Genomic DNA, 16,764 nt, shown 5'->3' with positions numbered 1-16,764 from the left:
GTCCAGGGGCGTGGACCGCGCGCCGGCGGGCGGCTGTGCCTCGCGGGCGACGGCCCGCGAGAGTTCATCGACAGATCGGCTACAGGCCCTGCCAGTCCGGCTTGGACGCGTACGTCTGGCGGTAGTAGTCACCGAGCTGGAGGCGCGAGGCCGCCGCGTCGTCGACGAGCACCGTGGCGTGCGGGTGCATCTGCATGATCGTCGCGGGCCACAACGCCGAGACCGGGCCCTCCACGAGCTGGTGCACCGCCTCCGCCTTGCCCTTGCCCGTGGCCAGCAGCACCAGGTGCCGCGCCGACATGATCGTCGCCAGCCCCTGCGTCAGGCAGTGCCGCGGCACCTGGTCCACGTCGTCACCGAAGAACCGCGCGTTGTCCTCGCGCGTCTGCGCCGTCAACGTCTTGATCCGCGTGCGCGACGCCAGGGACGACCCCGGCTCGTTGAACGCGATGTGCCCGTCCGTCCCGATCCCCAGGATCTGCAGGTCCACACCCCCCGCCGCCGCGATCGACTCCTCGTACGCCGCGCACGCCGCGACCAGGTCCGCCGCGTTCCCGTCCGGGCCCTGCACCGCACCCGGCGCGAAGTCCACCCGCGAGGCGATCTCGGTCTCGATCACGTTCCGGTACCGCTCGGGGTGCTCCGCGGGCAGACCCACGTACTCGTCCAGCATGAACGCCTTCGCCCCCGCGAACGACAACCCGTCCTCACGGTGACGACGCGCCAGCTCGTCGTACACCCTCAACGGCGACGAACCCGTCGCCAGCCCCAGCACCGCCTCCGGCCGCGACCGCACCACCTTCTCGACCGCGTCCGCAGCCAGCACCGCCAACCGCTCCGCAGGAGCGATCACGACCTCCATCACTTCACCTTTCGACGGCCGACGAGGGCAGCACCCACCGCGGCGACGGGCACGTCCGCCGGAGCGAGCGAGACCCGCTCGGCGAGACGCAACGAGGACAGGAACGGGGACGTGCTCGACTGCGCGTCGAGCGCGGCGCGCACGGCGTCCAGGAGCGGCTGCCCCAGGGCGGACACGCCGCCACCGAGGACGACGTGCCGGACGTCGACCGTCAGCTCGAGGATCCGCACCGCGGAGGCGACGGCGGACGCGAACTCGTCCTTGACCCGGATCGCCTCCGGGTCGCCCGCCGCGGCCGCGTCGAAGAGCTCCGCGGGCGCGGGCCGGCCGTGGCGCGACGGCCACCGGGCGGACACCGCGGAGCCCGAGGCGTAGACCTCGACGCACCCGCGCTGGCCGCACGCGCACTCGGGTCCGCGCGGGTCGATCGGGATGTGCCCGATCTCGCCCGCCGCGCCGCTCACGCCTCGACGCAGCTCGCCACCGAGCACGATCCCGGCGGCCAGGCCGGTTCCCAGCGCGAGGAACGCGAGATCCGACCCGTCGTCGCCGCGCAGGTGCGAGGCACCGAGCGCGGCGACGTTGAGGTCGTTGTCGACCCTGACCGGAAGGCCGCCGAGCTCCGCCGACAGCGCCTCCGCCAGAGCGAAGCGCCCTCCCTCGATGCCGAGGTTGACGGCGTGCATGACGGAGCCGTCCTCGGGGTCCACCAGTCCCGGCACGCCGACGCCGACGCCGTCGACCTCGGCGAACCCGACGCCGGCACGGCGCACCACCTCGCGGACCGCGCGGGCCGCGCTGGACACCACGCCCTGCGGGCCGCGCACGGTCGGCAGGCGGAGGGTCTCCCGCGCGACGCCGTCGGGTCCGAGGAAGGCGGCGAGCACCTTGGTCCCGCCGATATCGAGACCGACCGCGTTCCCGGACGCCGCGGAGTCGCACCGCGGCGTGCCGCCGGGACCGGGGCTCCCGGCCAGGGCTGCGGCCGCCTCGCCGTTCAGCGAGGCAGCCGTGCTCAGGTCGCTCACGTCAGCCCTTCACCGCACCCGAGACGAGACCACCGGTCATCCGACCCTGCACGATGAGGAAGAAGATCACCACGGGCACGGCGATGATCACCGAACCCGCCATGAGCGCTCCCCAGTTGGTCGCCTGCGTCGCCTGCTGGAAGGTGCGCAGCCACACGGGCAGCGTCATCGACTCTGGGCGCTGCATGATGATCAGGGCCATGACGAACTCGTTCCACGCCTGGATGAAGGCGAACACACCCGTCGCGACGAGCCCGGGCGCGAGCAGCGGGAACGTGATCTTCCAGAACGCCCTGCCGCGCGAGCAGCCGTCGATCATGGCGGCTTCCTCGAGCTCGGCAGGAACTCCGTTGACGAACCCGCGCAGCGTCCAGATCGTGAAGGGCAGCACGCCGGACACGTAGACGATCCCCAGACCGACGACGGTGTTGAGCATCTGCCAGCCGTCGATGATCCGGAAGATCGAGATCATCATCGCCTCGCCCGGGATCATCTGTACCACGAGGACCGCGATGATGAAGGCGCGGCGGCCCTTGAACCGGAACCGCGTCACGGCGAGCGATGCAAGGAACCCGAGCACCATCGCGATGATGAGCGTGAAGAACGTCACCATGATGGAGTTCCCCATCGCCGGCGGCAGCGGGGCTCGCGACGTGTCGGTCCATGCCGACACGTAGTTGTTCAGGGTGAAGACGTCCGGCGTCGGGAAGAAGTGCAGGTCCGTGCCGCGAATGAGGCTCGACGGCAGGAACGACGTGTTGATCATCCAGTAGACCGGGAAGACCGAGGCGACGAAGACGACGATCGCGATGATCGCGAAGCCGATGTTGGCGGCCTTCTTGCGCTGCGTCTCGCGGCTCCTGCGCGGCGCAGGCTTGCCCGCGGCCGAGGCGTGCCGCACCGAGGCCCGGGGGGTGGTCGAGATGGTGCTCACAGTTCTTCCTCCCGGATCGTCTGGCGCACGTAGTAGAAGGAGATGCCGAGCATGATGAAGACGAAGATCACCGAGATCGCGCCGGCCAGCCCGTAGTGACCCTGGGCCATGCCCATCTGGTAGATGTACACGCCGATCGTGTTCGTCTTCTCGCGGTCACCACCCACGCCCTGGAGCGCGTAGATCTGTGTGAACACCCGCAGGTCCCAGATGATCGACAGCACGATGAGCACCGTGATGATGCTGCGCACGTACGGGATCATGATGAGCCGGAAGCGCTGGAACGGGCCCGCGCCGTCGAGCTGCGCGGCCTCGAGCACCTCGCCGGGGATCTGCGTGAGGCCCGCGTACATCGTGAACGCGACGAACGGGATCGCGCCCCACACGATGATGATCGTGGCGATGAGGAAGAACTGGAGCGGGTTGAGGAGCCAGGAGTGGCCCATCCAGTTGTCGCCCGTGATCGTCGTCAGGAGGTTGTTGATGACGCCGTACTGGGTGTCGAAGATCCAGCCCCAGACGATCGTCGCGGCGAGTGCCGGCATGGCCCAGGCCAGCAGCAGCCCGACGGAGACGAGCAGGCGGAAGCCCTTGCCGAGCCGCATCATGAGCAGCGCGATGAGCGTGCCCAGGACCATCGTCAACGTGACGCAGACGACCATGAAGACGAAGCTGCGCAGCAGCACGGTCCAGAAGCCGTCGACGTCCGTGAGGACCTGGACGTAGTTGTCGAAGCCGACCCACTCGGCGGGCTGGCCCATGAGCTGGGCCCGCTCGTACTCCTGGAACGACATGACGATCAGTCGGACGATCGGGTACCCGACCAGGACCCCCAGCACGACGAGGCTGGGGACGAGGAGCGTCCAGGGGAGGACCGGCGGACGCCGCTTCTTGGGGGGCCGCACCGGCGCGCCGGAGCGCTCGGTGCGGGGTTCGAGGGTGGTTGAGCTCATTTCCTCACTCCGTCAGGGGTGCGCGGTGGTGCGCGGAGACGTGCCGACGGCCCGTCGTGGGAAGGGGTGGGGGCTCCTGAAGGAGACCCCACCCCTGACGGCTCGAGCCTCCGGTGGCGCCCGGACGGGCCGAGCGCCACCGGTCGGGCTCAGCTGTTGAGGATCTCCTCGATCTTCGCGTCCAGGTCCGCGGCGACGGTCTTGACGTCGTCACCGTTCGCGATCCGCGTGAAGGCGGTCTGGAGCACGTTCTGCGCCTCGACGTCCGCCCACTTGGGCGACGGCGGGGTGAGGCGCGTGTTCGCCGCGGCGGCGACGCCGGCCTGGGCGATCGGGTTGTCCTGCGGGACCGCGCTCGAGAGCGAGACGCGGGCCGGGATGAGGCCGTTCTCGGCGAGGATCGTCTGGTACTCGTCGCTCATCATGATCTCGAACGCCTTGAACGCGAGCTCAGGGTTGTTCGACTTCTGCGCCACGGCGATGTTCGAGCCACCGGCGAAGACCTGCGCCGTCGTGCCGGCCTCCTTGCCCGGGAGCGGGAAGGCCGTGAGGTCGGCGCCGTAGGTCGAGGCGCAGCCGGGGACGCCGTCCGGCGTCTCGGGCTCCTCCGGAGCGTTGATGGACCACTGGATCCACGTCGGCGCCGAGAGGAACGCGACGTTGCCCTCGCAGAACGGCACCTGGAGGTCGGTCTCCTGACCGTCCTTCGGCGCGAGCGACGCGTTGAGCATGAGGTCCTGGACCTGCGCGAGACCGGCGAGGCCGCCCTCGGACGAGAAGCCTGCCTCCCACTCGCCGGAGTCGTTCTGCTCGGCGATGAAGCCGCCGTTCTCCCACACGAACGGGAGCGCGTTGTACCAGTCCTGGCCGGGCCAGTAGACGCCCGAGCGCGTGTCGGTCTTGAGCGACTTGCCCAGCGTGACGTACTCGTCGAGCGTCGTCGGGACGGTGATCTCCGAGCCGATGGCAGACGGCGAGTAGAAGACGGCGCGCGAGCCCGCGTAGTACGGCAGGGCGTAGTGCTTCTCGTCCCAGTCGCCGGCCTCGACGAAGCCCTGGAGCAGGTCGTCGCCGCCGAAGGACTGGAACTCCTCCTCCGTGATCTCACGGAAGAAGCCCGCGGAGGTGAACGCCGGGGACTGCGTGTTGCCGACCTCGACGACGTCCGGGCTGTCGGAGCCCGAGAGCGAGGTCGTCAGCTTGTCGACGAGGCCGGTCCAGGACTGCTCCTCGATGGTGAGGGTGCTGCCCGGGTTCTCCTCCTCGAAGGTCGTCTTGAGGTACTCGCGAGCGGCGTCGGGCGTGTCCGAGCCGTTGAGCCAGACGCGGATGTCGCCGGTGGCGGCCTCGTCCGAGCCGTTGTCGTCGCTCCCGCCGCCGGTGCTGCAGGCGGTCAGCGCGAGCGCCAGGGTGATCGTCGACGCCACGGAGGCGACGACGAGACGGTTCCTCTTCACTGGGTGCTTCCTCTCGGTGTTTCTTGGTGGCGGCGTCGGTGACGCCACCGGAGGTGTGGCAGGAGTCCTGCGTAATAGAGCACGTGCAGGGGTACTGCGTTCCTGGGGATGCTGCTCTGGGGTTCCCAGGAGGTCTGAGGGACTGGGGCGGACCCGGCCCCGGTCGGGCGGTGGGGGTCAGTCCGAGCGTCGTCGGCTCATGAGACCCCCAGCTGTCCGGACAGGACGAGGACGGCTGCCCCGGCAAGGACGACGTCTTCGTCGAGCGTGGCCATCCGCACCTGGAGCCCGCTGCCGATGACCGGCATCGTCCGGGAGCGGATGGTCTCGAACGCTGCCTCGCGCAGAGGGCCGTCGAGCAGGTCCGCAGGACCGCTGACGAGCACCTCCGCGAGGTTGAGCGCACTGACGACAGGGGCCAGAGCGATGCCCAGCGTCCTGCCCACCGACGCCAGGACGGCGTCGGAAGCCTCGGTGTCGAGCCCGTCCACCGCGCGGCGCAGGGCCGGCACGGACAGGACGGTCTCCAGGCAGCCGCGGCGCCCGCAGGCGCACGGCTCCCCGTCCTCGACCACGGTCACGTGCCCCAGCTCGCCGGCCGCGTCCGCGTGCCCGCGCACCCGTGCGCCGTCGACCATGATCCCGGCGCCCACGCCCTCGCCCACGGTGAGGACGAGCAAGCCGTCGCCGGCCGCGCCGCCGAACGTGAACTCGCCGAGCGCGGCGATGTTCGCGTCGTTGGCCACGTGCACGGCGAGGCCGAGCCGCTCGGTGAGCTGCGCAGCGAGCGGGACGTCGTACCAGCGACGGTTGGGCGCCTCGATGACGCGCCCCTCGGCGTCGACGACGCCGGGCGAGCCGATCCCCACGCCGATGACCGGCTGGGTGGCGGACGCGATGAGGCCGCGGCAGAAGCGCGTGAGGAGGTCGACCAGCTCGGTGCCGGTGCGACCGTCGACCGCCAGGCTCTGGCGGACGACGAAGTCGCCCGTGAGCGTGAGGACCGCGCCGCGCAGCACCTCGTCGTCGGTGAGGTCCACGGAGACGATCTGGTACGCGCTCGTGCGCATCCCGACGAGGATCGCGGGCTTGCCGACGCGCTGGCCCGGGCGGACGCCGAGCTCCTCGACCAGACCCTCGGCGATGAGCACGGAGACGAGGTCGGAGATGGTCACGCGAGTGAGGGACGTGGCGCGCGCCAGGTCGGCGCGGGAGGTGGGTCCCTCGTGGAACAGGTGCTGCAGCACGAGGGACCGGTTGTGGGCCCGAGCGTGCTCGGGCAGCACCTTCGAGGTCGGCCTGAGCCCTGTGCTCAGACGCCTCCTCGGTGCTCCGGTCCCGGTGACTGCCGTTGTCATGTTTGTTAGTAGACTGCCTTTACTAAGTGGCTGTCAACTTCCTCACGGCTTCGTGACCGAAATGTTGCCGATCAGCCCTCGCCGCGGGACCTGGGTCCCGTCCCGGGCGGCCCCTCGGCCCGCCCGTCGCCTCAGGGCGCCGCGCCGACCCAGCCCCGCGCGCCCGGGTGCTCCACCGAGCGCGACGCGACGACGACGGCCTGCTCGAGCGCGACCCGCCACGACGCGCCGCGCGCCGCCTCCGCCGCGAAGGCCCCGTGGACCACGTCCCCCGCTCCGAGCGTGTCGACGACCCGCTCCGGCTCGGGCACCGCGACGTCGTACCGCTCCCCCTCGTCGAGCACCTCGACCGGACCCGGACCGCGGGTACGGGCGACGAACCGCGGACCGAGCGCCGCGACCGCGCCGAGCACGTCGCCCGTCCCGACCCCCGGTGGCCGGAAGTCCGCCGACACCACGACCGCGTCGCAGGAGCCGATCATCTCCGCGGCGTCCGGCTTCCACGACCCGCCGTCGAGCACCACGGCCGCGCCCCGTTCGCGCGCCTCGCGCGCCATCGCGAGCGCGAGCCCCGGCAGGTGCCCGTCCAGCAGCAGGACGTCGCCCGGCCCGACGCCGTCGAGGAGCCCGGGGCCGCCCGTCGCCGCACGGGCCGCGAGGTCGCCGAACCCGGACGCGTTCGTGCTCACGACGGCCCGTTCACCGGTGGCCCGCGTGACGAGCACGGTCGAGACGGCGAGGCGTCCGCCGGCCTTCCCGGCCGCCGTGTCGACGAGCTCGATCCCGCAGCCCGCGAGCTCGCGACGCACGACCTCCGCGAGCGGCCCGCCCCCGACGGCGGTGACGAGCCGCGTCGGGACGCCCAGCGCGACGGCGGTCGCCGCGGCGTTGGCCGCCGGCCCCCCGAAGGTGGCGGCGACCGATCGCGCGACGACCTTCTCGTCAGGTCGCGGCAGCTCGTCGACGACCTGGACGACGTCGAGGGTCACGAGACCGCAGCACACGAGCACGCGCCCATCTTGCCCTGCCGGGGCCGGGACCGCGCCGCCGTCCATGGTCCGGAGCGTCGCGCTGCGGTTGGATCACGACCAGTTCACAAGACGGTCACGATGTCGCGCGTGGTGTCCGGTTCGCACGCTTGGCCCCCTACTCTCGCAGCATGCGGACCACTCGCCCCCTCGCCGTCGTCGCGGCGCTCCTGCTCGGCGGCGCTCTCCTGGCGGGCTGCTCGGCGTCCTCGGGCGACATGGCGTCCCTCTCCGAGGGCGACGGCGGCGCGGTCTCGGAGGTCGCGGGGGGCGGCGCCGCGGACGCCGCCGAGGACGTGTCGTCGGGGATCGCCCCGGGCGACGAGGACGCCGTCGCCGCGGCGGAGCGGGAGATCGTCACCACGGGGTCGGTCACGGTCGTGGCCGACAACCCGGCGGCCGCGGCCGACGCGGTCGCCGACCTCGCGGAGAGCGCGGGCGGCCGGGTCGAGAGCCGGCGGCAGTCGGAGCCCGAGGGCGACGCACGCGCGTCCGCGGAGCTGACGATCCGGGTGCCGTCGACGCAGACGACCGCCACCGTCGACGCCCTCGACCAGGTGGGCGAGGTGCGCGACCTCTCGATCGAGGCCGTCGACGTGACCGGGACCGCTCGCGACCTCGACGCCCGGGTCGACGCCCTGACGACGTCCGTGGAGCGGCTGCGCACCCTCATGGGTGACGCCGCGACGACCGCGGACCTGCTCGCCGCGGAGCAGGAGCTGACGACACGACAGGCCGAGCTGGAGTCGCTCCAGTCGCAGCGAGCGGCGCTCACGGACCAGGTCTCGATGTCCACCCTGCACGTCACCGTCGTGGAGGTCGTGCCGACCGAGCGGCTCGCCCCCGGCGGCTTCCTCGGGGGCCTGCAGAACGGGTGGAACGCCCTGCTCACCACGCTCAACGGGCTGGTCGTCGTCCTCGGCGCCCTCCTCCCCTGGCTCGTGGTCGCCGGGGTGGTGCTGCTCGTCGTGCGCTGGGTCCTGCGCCGGTTCCGTCGGCGAGCCCAGGACGGCGGCACGCCGTCGGCAGACGCCGACCCCCCGGGGCCTGACGACGGCCCCGACGCTCCCGCCGCGAGTCGCGGGTCGCTCGTCGGGGCGTCCACCCATGACTGACCCGACGATCGCCGAGACCCCGTCGACCGGGCGCGTCGCCCGCCTCTGGCACGACACGGACGACGGCGGGCCACGGCAGGTCGGGCACCTCGTGACGCGCGTGTGCACGCACTGGGACACCGTCGGGCCCTACGCCTTCCCGCGGCACGTGAACCCCGAGCCGCGCGTCCAGTGGCGCGCCCACCTGGACGACGCCGACGCGGCCCTGGCGGAGGACGTGTACAGCGACGACCCCGAGGCACCGCCGCTCCCGCGTGAGGACGGCGACGACCTCGTCGTGCGCGGGCGACGGCTGCGGGTCGAGTGGCTCGACGGCGAGGAGGCGGCCGCCGCCTGGGCGCAGCACGGGTGGTGACAGGCGACCCGTCTCGGGCCACGAACGACCAGCAGGGACGACGACGGCCCGCACCCTCGAGGGGTGCGGGCCGTCGCCGCAGGGGTGGAGGTGCGGGGAATCGAACCCCGGTCCGGTGACGCCGATCGAGGACTTCTCCGGGCGCAGTCTGCTGTCGTTTTTCTCGGCCCCCGCACTCACGCAGACAAGATGCGGACGGGCTCAGTCACCTGAAAGTCCTCGCAGCCCCGATGACGAGGGCTGCGAGCAGTGGCTCTCTAGATGACGCCAGGATCCGAGTCGAGAGCTAGCTCGGGCTGACGGACTTCGGGGCTCGCTCAGGCGGCGAGGGCGAAGTCGGTGCGCTTGTTATCGGCACCTGTGTTTTGCAGACATCGTTAACGAGATAAGCCTGCATCCTCGGCCCGCTTCTCCTCGAAGCACGACCACCGTCGAAACCGATCACCCCCTGTGGAGTTGTCAATCACTGCGCGGCTCCCGGGCGGACCCGGTCGTCGCTCAGCAGGACAAGCCTACGGGATGAACGTCGGTCGCCGCACCGATATTTCCGCACCTGCCGGACGCGGTCCGGCTCGCGACGCCGGCGACTACTTCTTGCGGCTCAGGGCGTCCACGAGCAGGCCCCCCGCGATCCCGAGGAGGAACACGTCCTTCGCGAGTCCGGTGCCCTGCTCGGTCGGCCGTACCCCGTCCTCGCGCGTCATGCCCGGGGTCTTCAGGTACATGCCCACGAGCCCTGCGGAGAAGACGCCCAGACCCACGGCCACCAGCCCGGTGGGGACGAAGGGTGCGACGAGCGCCGCGCCGAGCGCGATCTCCGTGGTCGAGAGCGCCTTGGTGAACTGCTGGGGCTCGACGTCCCCCAGGAACGAGTACGTCCCCGCCGCCATGCCGTGGATCCCCTGCGCGGTCGCCTCGTCCGCGCCGCGCTTGTTCAGGCCGGAGTTGAGGATGTACGCGCCCGCCGCGAGGCGCGGGATGTACTGACGGAGCTTGACCATGGGGCCTCCTGGTTCGTGGTCGTCGTCTCGCCCTCGACCGTACGTCGAGGGCGACGTCGTCACCAGCGGGTGGGCCAACGTCGGCCCGGGGGGCCGGGATCAGCGCAGCTCGCGCTGCCGCATGGCGCGCTGCGCCTCGCGGTTGTCCTGCTTCTCGCGCAAGGCCTGCCGCTTGTCGTACTCCTTCTTGCCGCGGGCGAGCGCGATCTCGACCTTGGCCCGCCCGTCGAGGAAGTACAGCGCGAGAGGCACGATCGTGTGGCCCTTCTCGCGCGTCTTGGACTCGAGGCGCAGGATCTCCTCCTTGTGCAGGAGCAGCTTGCGCTTGCGACGCGGGGCGTGGTTGTTCCACGTGCCCTCGGTGTACTCCGGGATGTGGACGTTCTCGAGCCAGGCCTCGCCCCGGTCGACGGCGACGTAGCCGTCGACGAGCGAGGCCCGCCCCATCCGCAGCGCCTTGACCTCGGTGCCCGACAGGACGATCCCCGCCTCGTACACGTCCTCGATCACGTAGTCGTGGCGTGCCTTGCGGTTGCTGGCGACGACCTTGCGGCCGGTGTCCTTCGCCATCCGTGTCCTACCGTCCTTCGCTGTCGTGTCGTCGCCCGTGGCGCCCGGCCTCCGATGCCGCCGTGCCGGGGCCGGGTGCGGGCCGCCGTCGTGCCGGCGCACCAGCGTACGGGTGCTCGACGACGCCCGGTACCGATTATCCCCCGCGGCCGGACGCCGCGGGGCCGGACCACGGCCGCGACACGGCCGGGCGCGAGCGGACGCCGGTCAGCCGAGGACCGACATCGGGTCGATGGTGGACCCGTTGACGTACACCTCGAAGTGGAGGTGGCACGCCCCCGACAGCCCGGTGTTGCCGGAGTAGCCGATGACCTTGCCCTTCTCGACCTTCTGTCCGGAGGAGACCGCGAAGCGCGTGAGGTGGTTGTAGCTCGTCATGAGGTTCTTGCCGCCGACCGTGCCGTGGTTGATCAGCACCTGGTTGCCGAAGCCGTTGCGCCACTGGGCGTGGACCACCGTGCCCGGCCCGGCCGCCATGATCGGGGTCCCGCAGTAGGCGCGCAGGTCGGTCCCGGCGTGCATGCGGTAGTACCCGAGGATCGGGTGCAGCCGCATCCCGTAGCTCGACGTCACGTGCGGCACCGCGGTCGGGTACGACAGGAAGCTCGAGATGCTGCCCCGGTCGCCCCCGGACGAGGACCCGCCACCCCCTCCTCCGCCGCCACCGCCACCGCCGCCCGAGGACCCCCCGCCGCCGGACGACTGCTGCTGCTGCTGGCGCCGCGCCTCCTCCTCGGCGGCCTTGCGGTCGCGCTCCGCCTGCTCGGCGATGATGCCCTTGATCTCCTGCTGAAGAGACTGCTGGGCCGCCTCGTTCTCGGCGACCTTCGCCTCGGCCGCGGCCTTGCGCTCCTCGATCGTCGCCTTCTTCGCCTGCTGGTCGACGATGAGCTGCTCGACCTCGGCCTTGCGGTCCGCCGCGGCCTTGCGTGCCGCCTCCGCGGCGACGAGGTTCTCGTCCGCCTGCTTCTTCAGGTCGGCGACCGTCTCGCGCACCGCCTGCAGGCGCGCCTCGCGGTTGCGCGCGACCGACTCCGCCTCGAGGAGGTCCTGGAGCGACCGGGACTGGCTGCGCGCCGCCGTCGACGAGACCGCGTACTCCTCGATGAACTCCTCGGTGCTCTCCGCGCCCGTGACGATGCCGAGGCTCGACACGTCACCCTGACCGCGGTACGCCTGTCGCGCCATCTCCGCGATGCTGGACTTCGCGTCGGCGACCTCGGTCGCGCCGCGCTCGATCTCGGCGCTGATCGCGGCCTCCTGCCCGAGCGCGTCCTCGAGCCGCTGCGCGAGCAGCTCCGCCTCGCGCTGGGTCCGCTCGACCTCGGCCTCGGCGGCGTCCAGCTCGGCCTGGGCGACGGGCAGTCGCGCCTCGATCGCCTGGAGGTCGACGACCGCCTGCGCGAGCTCGGCGTCCGTGTCCTCGAGCTCGGACTGGAGCTGCTCGCGGTTGCCGAGGATCTCGGACTGGCGCCGTTCTGCTGCTGCGCGACGATCGTCGATGTCGTCGGCGGAGGCCGACGCGACACCCCCCACGAGGAGCATCGTCGTGGCGATCAGGGCCGCGGTAGCGCGGCGGAGGTCCCGGGTCATCTCACACCCTCGTGTGCCGGTTGAGCGTGACGACCGAGGACACGGCCGCCAGCAGGAACGCGATGCCGACGAGGACGGGCGCGATACGGAGCACGTCCGACTCGTCGACGTAGGCCACCCACGTCACGGACTGCGACAACCAGTCGGTGACGAGGTACTTCACCCCCACCCACAACCCGCCGACCGCGAGGAGCGCGCCCAGCACGGCCGCGATCGCCCCCTCGAGGAGGAACGGGAGCTGGATGAACAGGTTCGACGCCCCGACGAGCCGCATGATGCCGGTCTCGCGCCGCCGGCTCAGCGCCGACAGCCGGATCGTCGTCGTGATGAGCAGCACCGCGGCGAGGAGCATGACCGCGGCGAGCCCGGCGGCGAGGAGCGACGCTCGGTTGAGCGCGAGGAAGAGCGAGTCGAAGATGCGCCGCTGGTCCTCGACGACCTCGACGCCCGGGCGCCCGGTGACGACGTCGTTCACGACCTCGTAGTTCTCCGGGTTCGTGAGCTTGAGGCGGAAGGACGCCTGCATGTCGTCGACCGTGAGCTGCGTGCCGAGGTAGCCGTCGGGGTACCGCTCCTGGAACGCCGTGAACGCGTCGTCCTTGGACTCGAAGTACACGGTCTGGATCTCGTCGGCGAGCTCGGACTCGAACACGTCCTCGAGCGCGGCGATCTGGTCCGGGGTCGCCTCGCCCGCGGCGCACGTCGGCGACGGCGAGCCGGTCGGGCACAGGAAGACGGACACCTCGACCTTGTCGTACCAGTCGTCCTTGAGCTTGCCGATCTGCGCCTGGAGGAGCATGGACGCGCCGACGAACGTCAGCGACACGAAGGTCACGAGCACGACCGAGACGGTCATCGAGACGTTGCGCCGCAGGCCCTGGCCGAGCTCCGCGAGGATGAACTGGAGTCGCACGCCGATCACTCCCCCGCCGTCGCCTCGACGTGGCGGCGCACCGAGCGTCGCGACGGCGGCTCGGCCGGCTCCTCCTCGGCGTCCGGCCGGGCCGCGGCGGACTGCGCGCGCGGGACGGCCGTCGTCGGCGCCGACTCCGGTGCGGTGCCCGTCGAGGGGCCGGCCGCGGTGCCGGTCTCGGCGACCGCGGTCTTGTGGTCGGGGTCGGGGATCACCTGTCCCCTGGCCCCGTACGCGCCGTGCGCCTGGTCGCGCACGAGCGTGCCCGTGTCGAGCTCGATGACACGGCGCCGCATCTGGTTGACGATCTCCTCGTCGTGCGTCGCCATGACGACGGTGGTCCCGGTGCGGTTGATGCGGTCGAGCAGGCGCATGATCCCGAGCGACGTGGTGGGGTCGAGGTTCCCGGTGGGCTCGTCGGCGAGCAGGATCGGCGGCCGGTTCACCATGGCGCGTGCGATGGCGACGCGCTGCTGCTCACCGCCGGAGAGCTCGTGCGGACGACGCTTCTCCTTGCCGGCGAGGCCCACCATCTCGAGCGTCTCGGGCACCGTGATCGCGATCGTGTGGCGCGGCTTGCCGATCACCTGGAGCGCGAACGCGACGTTCTCGAACACCGTCTTGTTCGGCAGGAGGCGGAAGTCCTGGAAGACGACCCCGATCTGGCGCCGCAGCTTGGGCACGTTCCAGCTCGACATCGAGCCGAGGTCGCGGCCTGCGACGAAGACCTTCCCCTTGGTCGGGCGCTCCTCGCGCAGGACGAGGTGCAGGCACGTCGACTTGCCGGAGCCCGACGCGCCGACGAGGAAGACGAACTCGCCGCGGCGAACCTCCATCGACACGTCGTCGACGGCCGGCCTCGCGCCGCGCGCGTAGACCTTGGTGACGTTCTCGAAGCGGATCACAGCGGCACGTTCCTCGGGTCGGGGGTCGATCCGTGGACGAACGAGGTTCGTCGCACGATCCCGAGGGTAGGCACGCGTCTGCGGCCCGGCGGGGCGGACACGCCGCGCCCGGGCGCATCGATCCGTTGCTCGGATCAACCGCCCGGTGGCCTCGCGACGGGTCAGGCCTCCTGCTGCGCCCCACGGCGCCAGCGGATCCCGGCCTCGATGAAGTCGTCGATGTCGCCGTCGAACACCGCAGACGGGTTGCCGACCTCGTGCTCGGTGCGCAGGTCCTTGACCATCTGGTACGGCTGGAGCACGTAGGAGCGCATCTGGTCGCCCCAGCTCGCCTTGATGTCGCCCGCGAGCTCCTTCTTCTTCGCGTTCTCCTCCTCCTGGCGCACGAGCAGCAGGCGGGACTGGAGGACGCGCAGCGCGGCGGCGCGGTTCTGGATCTGCGACTTCTCGTTCTGCATCGACACGACGATGCCGGTGGGGATGTGCGTCATGCGCACGGCGGAGTCCGTCGTGTTGACGGACTGCCCGCCCGGTCCCGAGGACCGGAAGACGTCGACCTTGATCTCCGACTCCGGGATCTCGATCGAGTCCGTCTGCTCGATGAGCGGGATGACCTCGACGGCCGCGAACGACGTCTGCCGCCGACCCTGGTTGTCGAACGGCGAGATGCGCACGAGGCGGTGCGTGCCCGCCTCGACCGAGAGGTGGCCGAACGCGTAGGGCGCCTTCACCTCGAACGTGGCCGACTTGAGCCCCGCCTCCTCTGCGTAGGACGTGTCGAGCACGGTGGTCGAGTAGCCGTGGCGCTCCGCCCAGCGCAGGTACATGCGCAGGAGCATCTCCGCGAAGTCGGCCGCGTCCACGCCGCCCGCGCCCGCGCGGATCGTCACGACGGCCTCACGCGAGTCGTACTCGCCGGCGAGGAGCGTGCGGACCTCGAGCTGGTCGAGGTCCTTGCGGATCGACCCGACCTCGGTCTCCGCCTCGACGAGGGTGTCCTCGTCCTCCATCTCCTGGCCCATCTCGACCAGGGTCTCGACGTCGTCGATGCGCTGGCCGAGCCTCTTCACCCGCTCCAGCTCGGACTGTGCCGCGGAGAGCGCCGACGTCACCTTCTGCGCGGCGTCCGGGTCGTCCCACAGGTCGGGGGCCGACGCCTTCTCCGAGAGGTCCGCGATCTTCGCGCGCAGCACCTCCGGGTCGCTCACGCTCTCGATGGACTCGAGCGTGCTGCGCAGCGCCTTGATCTCGGTCGGAAAGTCGATGGTGGCCACGAGGTTCAAGGTTACGCGACACCGCGCGCGGTCCGCGCCGTCGGGCAGGGAGTCCCCGTGCCCGACGGCGCGGTGGCGGTCAGCCCTTCGGCTCGCCCTTCGCCGTGGACGAGGCCGTGCCCGACGGCGCGGGCTCGCTGCCGCTCGCCTGCTGGCGGCCCTCGTCGCGCGCCTTCGCGAGCATCGCCTCCAGGCGCTGGCGCCGACGGCGACGGTCGTCGCGGACGCCGAGAACCAGGACCACGACGATCGCGATCAGCAGGAGCTGCGGCCAGGGGACGGCCCAGGTCGTCACGGTGACCGTGACCGGCTCGAGCGTGGCGTCGACCTGGTCGTCGTCCACCGTCGTCGGCGTCACGGTGATCGTCGAGCGGACCGGTCCCAGCGGCCACACGTTCGACGTCTCGACACGCGAGCGCTGGGAGCCGCCGGGCAGGACCTCGGGGATCGCCGCCGCCGCTCGGTCCGCGGACACCGCGCCGAAGAAGCCGCTCGTCGTGACGTCACCCTCGGCGCCGAGACGGACGTTGCCGTCGTTCACCACGTCGTAGGAGACCGTCAGGTCGCCCGCCGCGAACGGGTTCCAGGAGGGTGCGTACGAGGCCTTGACGTTCTCGACCGTCAGGACCGGCTGGACCTCTCCCGTCACCCGCGTGGAGACACGGAAGCCGACGCGGCTCTCCACGCCGACGCTCGTCCCACCTTCGCCCACGTCGGTGCTCTTCACCGTCGCGGCGATGCCGGCGACGTGGTCGCCGGGCGTGGCGTTGTCCGGCACGGTCACGGTGAACGGCACGACGACCGTCTCGTCGGGCGGTACCTCGACCGAGTCCTGGACCTCGATCCAGGTCCCGGCACCCGTCGACTCCCGGTCGGACGGCAGCATGTTGAACCTGCCCTTGGGATTGATGTACCCGTCCGCCGCCTGGATCGAGAACGTCACGGCGACGTCGCTGAAGTTCGACACGGCGAGGTTCTCGGACGCCGACGCCCCGGGGTCGAGGACGAGCTCGACGCGGGTCCGTCCGTCCGGACCGTTCGCGTCGGCCGGCTTGACGCCCCAGGTGATGACGTCGTCGGTGTCGAGGGGCAACGCGCCACCGCTCGCCGCTGACGCCGGCAACGCGGGCGCGAGGGCTGCGACGAGGGCCGCTGCTGCCCCGACGGCCCATCGGGCCAGGCGGCGCGGTCGGGGGCTCAGGTGTGGTGCAGGGTTCACGCAGGCGCTCTCTCCGTACGACGGCGGGCCGCCCACCCGGTCCGACGTGGTGTCGGACGAGCGGAGCGGCCCGCCGTGGACTGCTCGGTCGAGGGGGGGGGGGGGGGGGGGGGCCGGCGCCGCGGCCCGCGGGGGGGGGGGGGGCACTGTGGGTGCGGGGTGGTTGGGGTGGGTGGGGCGGGGGGGCGGGCCGGGCCGG

Annotated in this window: 15 protein-coding genes, 1 other RNA gene and 1 pseudogene; 2 read left to right on the top strand and 15 right to left on the bottom strand. The window is 71.6% G+C overall.

Annotated elements, in window-relative coordinates; genetic code table 11:
* Nucleotides 1-79: 79 nt before the first annotated feature.
* From nagB to ACFWH7_RS17995, 7 genes are all read right to left on the bottom strand, one after another.
* On the bottom strand, nt 80-862 hold the full coding sequence (nagB, locus tag ACFWH7_RS18025; RefSeq protein ID WP_378218529.1) for a glucosamine-6-phosphate deaminase: 783 nt from the start codon (nt 860-862) through the stop codon (nt 80-82).
* Nucleotides 862-1,890 carry an ROK family protein gene (locus ACFWH7_RS18020; protein WP_378218527.1) on the bottom strand — a complete coding sequence of 343 codons (1,029 nt, stop codon included), beginning with the start codon at nt 1,888-1,890 and terminating at the stop codon, nt 862-864. The genes nagB and ACFWH7_RS18020 overlap by 1 nt, the downstream gene beginning before the upstream one ends.
* 1 nt (nt 1,891) lies before the next feature.
* A complete protein-coding gene (locus ACFWH7_RS18015) occupies nt 1,892-2,824 on the bottom strand; it encodes a carbohydrate ABC transporter permease (protein WP_378218525.1) in 933 nt (310 codons plus the stop codon).
* Nucleotides 2,821-3,777: a carbohydrate ABC transporter permease gene (locus tag ACFWH7_RS18010; protein WP_378218523.1), complete on the bottom strand. Its 957-nt coding sequence runs from the start codon at nt 3,775-3,777 to the stop codon at nt 2,821-2,823. Before ACFWH7_RS18010 ends, ACFWH7_RS18015 begins: the two co-directional genes overlap by 4 nt.
* Nucleotides 3,778-3,926: 149 nt before the next feature.
* A complete protein-coding gene (locus ACFWH7_RS18005) occupies nt 3,927-5,234 on the bottom strand; it encodes an extracellular solute-binding protein (RefSeq protein ID WP_378218521.1) in 1,308 nt (435 codons plus the stop codon).
* A gap of 197 nt (nt 5,235-5,431) precedes the next feature.
* A complete protein-coding gene (locus tag ACFWH7_RS18000) occupies nt 5,432-6,592 on the bottom strand; it encodes an ROK family transcriptional regulator (protein ID WP_378218519.1) in 1,161 nt (386 codons plus the stop codon).
* A 131-nt stretch (nt 6,593-6,723) separates the two neighbouring features.
* Complete coding sequence (locus tag ACFWH7_RS17995) at nt 6,724-7,647, bottom strand: PfkB family carbohydrate kinase (RefSeq protein ID WP_378218517.1); 924 nt, start codon at nt 7,645-7,647, stop codon at nt 6,724-6,726.
* Nucleotides 7,648-7,751: 104 nt separating this feature from the next.
* Here ACFWH7_RS17995 and ACFWH7_RS17990 point away from each other — a divergent pair, with 104 nt between their 5' ends.
* Entirely contained in the window at nt 7,752-8,735 is a 984-nt protein-coding gene (locus tag ACFWH7_RS17990) for a DUF4349 domain-containing protein (protein ID WP_378218515.1), read from the top strand.
* Nucleotides 8,728-9,090 carry a hypothetical protein gene (locus tag ACFWH7_RS17985; protein ID WP_378218513.1) on the top strand — a complete coding sequence of 121 codons (363 nt, stop codon included), beginning with the start codon at nt 8,728-8,730 and terminating at the stop codon, nt 9,088-9,090. The genes ACFWH7_RS17990 and ACFWH7_RS17985 overlap by 8 nt, the downstream gene beginning before the upstream one ends.
* An 82-nt stretch (nt 9,091-9,172) precedes the next feature.
* Here the strand turns inward: ACFWH7_RS17985 and ssrA are convergent.
* The 8 genes and pseudogenes from ssrA to ACFWH7_RS17945 all read right to left on the bottom strand — a co-directional run bounded on the left by ssrA (nt 9,173) and on the right by ACFWH7_RS17945 (nt 16,439).
* Nucleotides 9,173-9,539, bottom strand: a transfer-messenger RNA (tmRNA) gene (gene ssrA, locus ACFWH7_RS17980).
* Between the two features lie 138 nt (nt 9,540-9,677).
* Nucleotides 9,678-10,091, bottom strand: a complete 414-nt coding sequence (locus ACFWH7_RS17975) for a hypothetical protein (protein WP_141388726.1) — start codon at nt 10,089-10,091, stop codon at nt 9,678-9,680.
* A 99-nt stretch (nt 10,092-10,190) separates the two neighbouring features.
* On the bottom strand, nt 10,191-10,661 hold the full coding sequence (gene smpB / locus ACFWH7_RS17970; RefSeq protein WP_047234045.1) for an SsrA-binding protein SmpB: 471 nt from the start codon (nt 10,659-10,661) through the stop codon (nt 10,191-10,193).
* Nucleotides 10,662-10,868: 207 nt separating this feature from the next.
* Nucleotides 10,869-12,254: a peptidoglycan DD-metalloendopeptidase family protein gene (locus ACFWH7_RS17965; protein WP_378218510.1), complete on the bottom strand. Its 1,386-nt coding sequence runs from the start codon at nt 12,252-12,254 to the stop codon at nt 10,869-10,871.
* A 1-nt stretch (nt 12,255) separates the two neighbouring features.
* Nucleotides 12,256-13,167, bottom strand: coding sequence for a permease-like cell division protein FtsX (gene ftsX / locus ACFWH7_RS17960; RefSeq protein ID WP_378218508.1), 912 nt, complete (start codon nt 13,165-13,167; stop codon nt 12,256-12,258).
* Nucleotides 13,168-13,391: 224 nt separating this feature from the next.
* Nucleotides 13,392-14,072: pseudogene (gene ftsE, locus ACFWH7_RS17955) on the bottom strand (cell division ATP-binding protein FtsE); the annotation flags it as partial.
* Nucleotides 14,073-14,233: 161 nt separating this feature from the next.
* The gene (prfB, locus tag ACFWH7_RS17950) at nt 14,234-15,346 is read right to left on the bottom strand and encodes a peptide chain release factor 2 (RefSeq protein ID WP_378218506.1); all 1,113 of its coding nucleotides are present in this window, start codon (nt 15,344-15,346) and stop codon (nt 14,234-14,236) included.
* Between the two features lie 79 nt (nt 15,347-15,425).
* The gene (locus ACFWH7_RS17945) at nt 15,426-16,439 is read right to left on the bottom strand and encodes a WxL protein peptidoglycan domain-containing protein (RefSeq protein ID WP_378218504.1); all 1,014 of its coding nucleotides are present in this window, start codon (nt 16,437-16,439) and stop codon (nt 15,426-15,428) included.
* Nucleotides 16,440-16,764: the final 325 nt, after the last annotated feature.

Origin of the sequence: Cellulosimicrobium cellulans (assembly GCF_042723955.1) — a bacterium.
GTDB classification, from domain to species: Bacteria; Actinomycetota; Actinomycetes; order Actinomycetales; family Cellulomonadaceae; genus Cellulosimicrobium; species Cellulosimicrobium cellulans_H.
The sequence above is the reverse complement of the archived record's forward strand: the minus strand, read 5'-3'. Positions and strand labels throughout refer to the sequence as shown.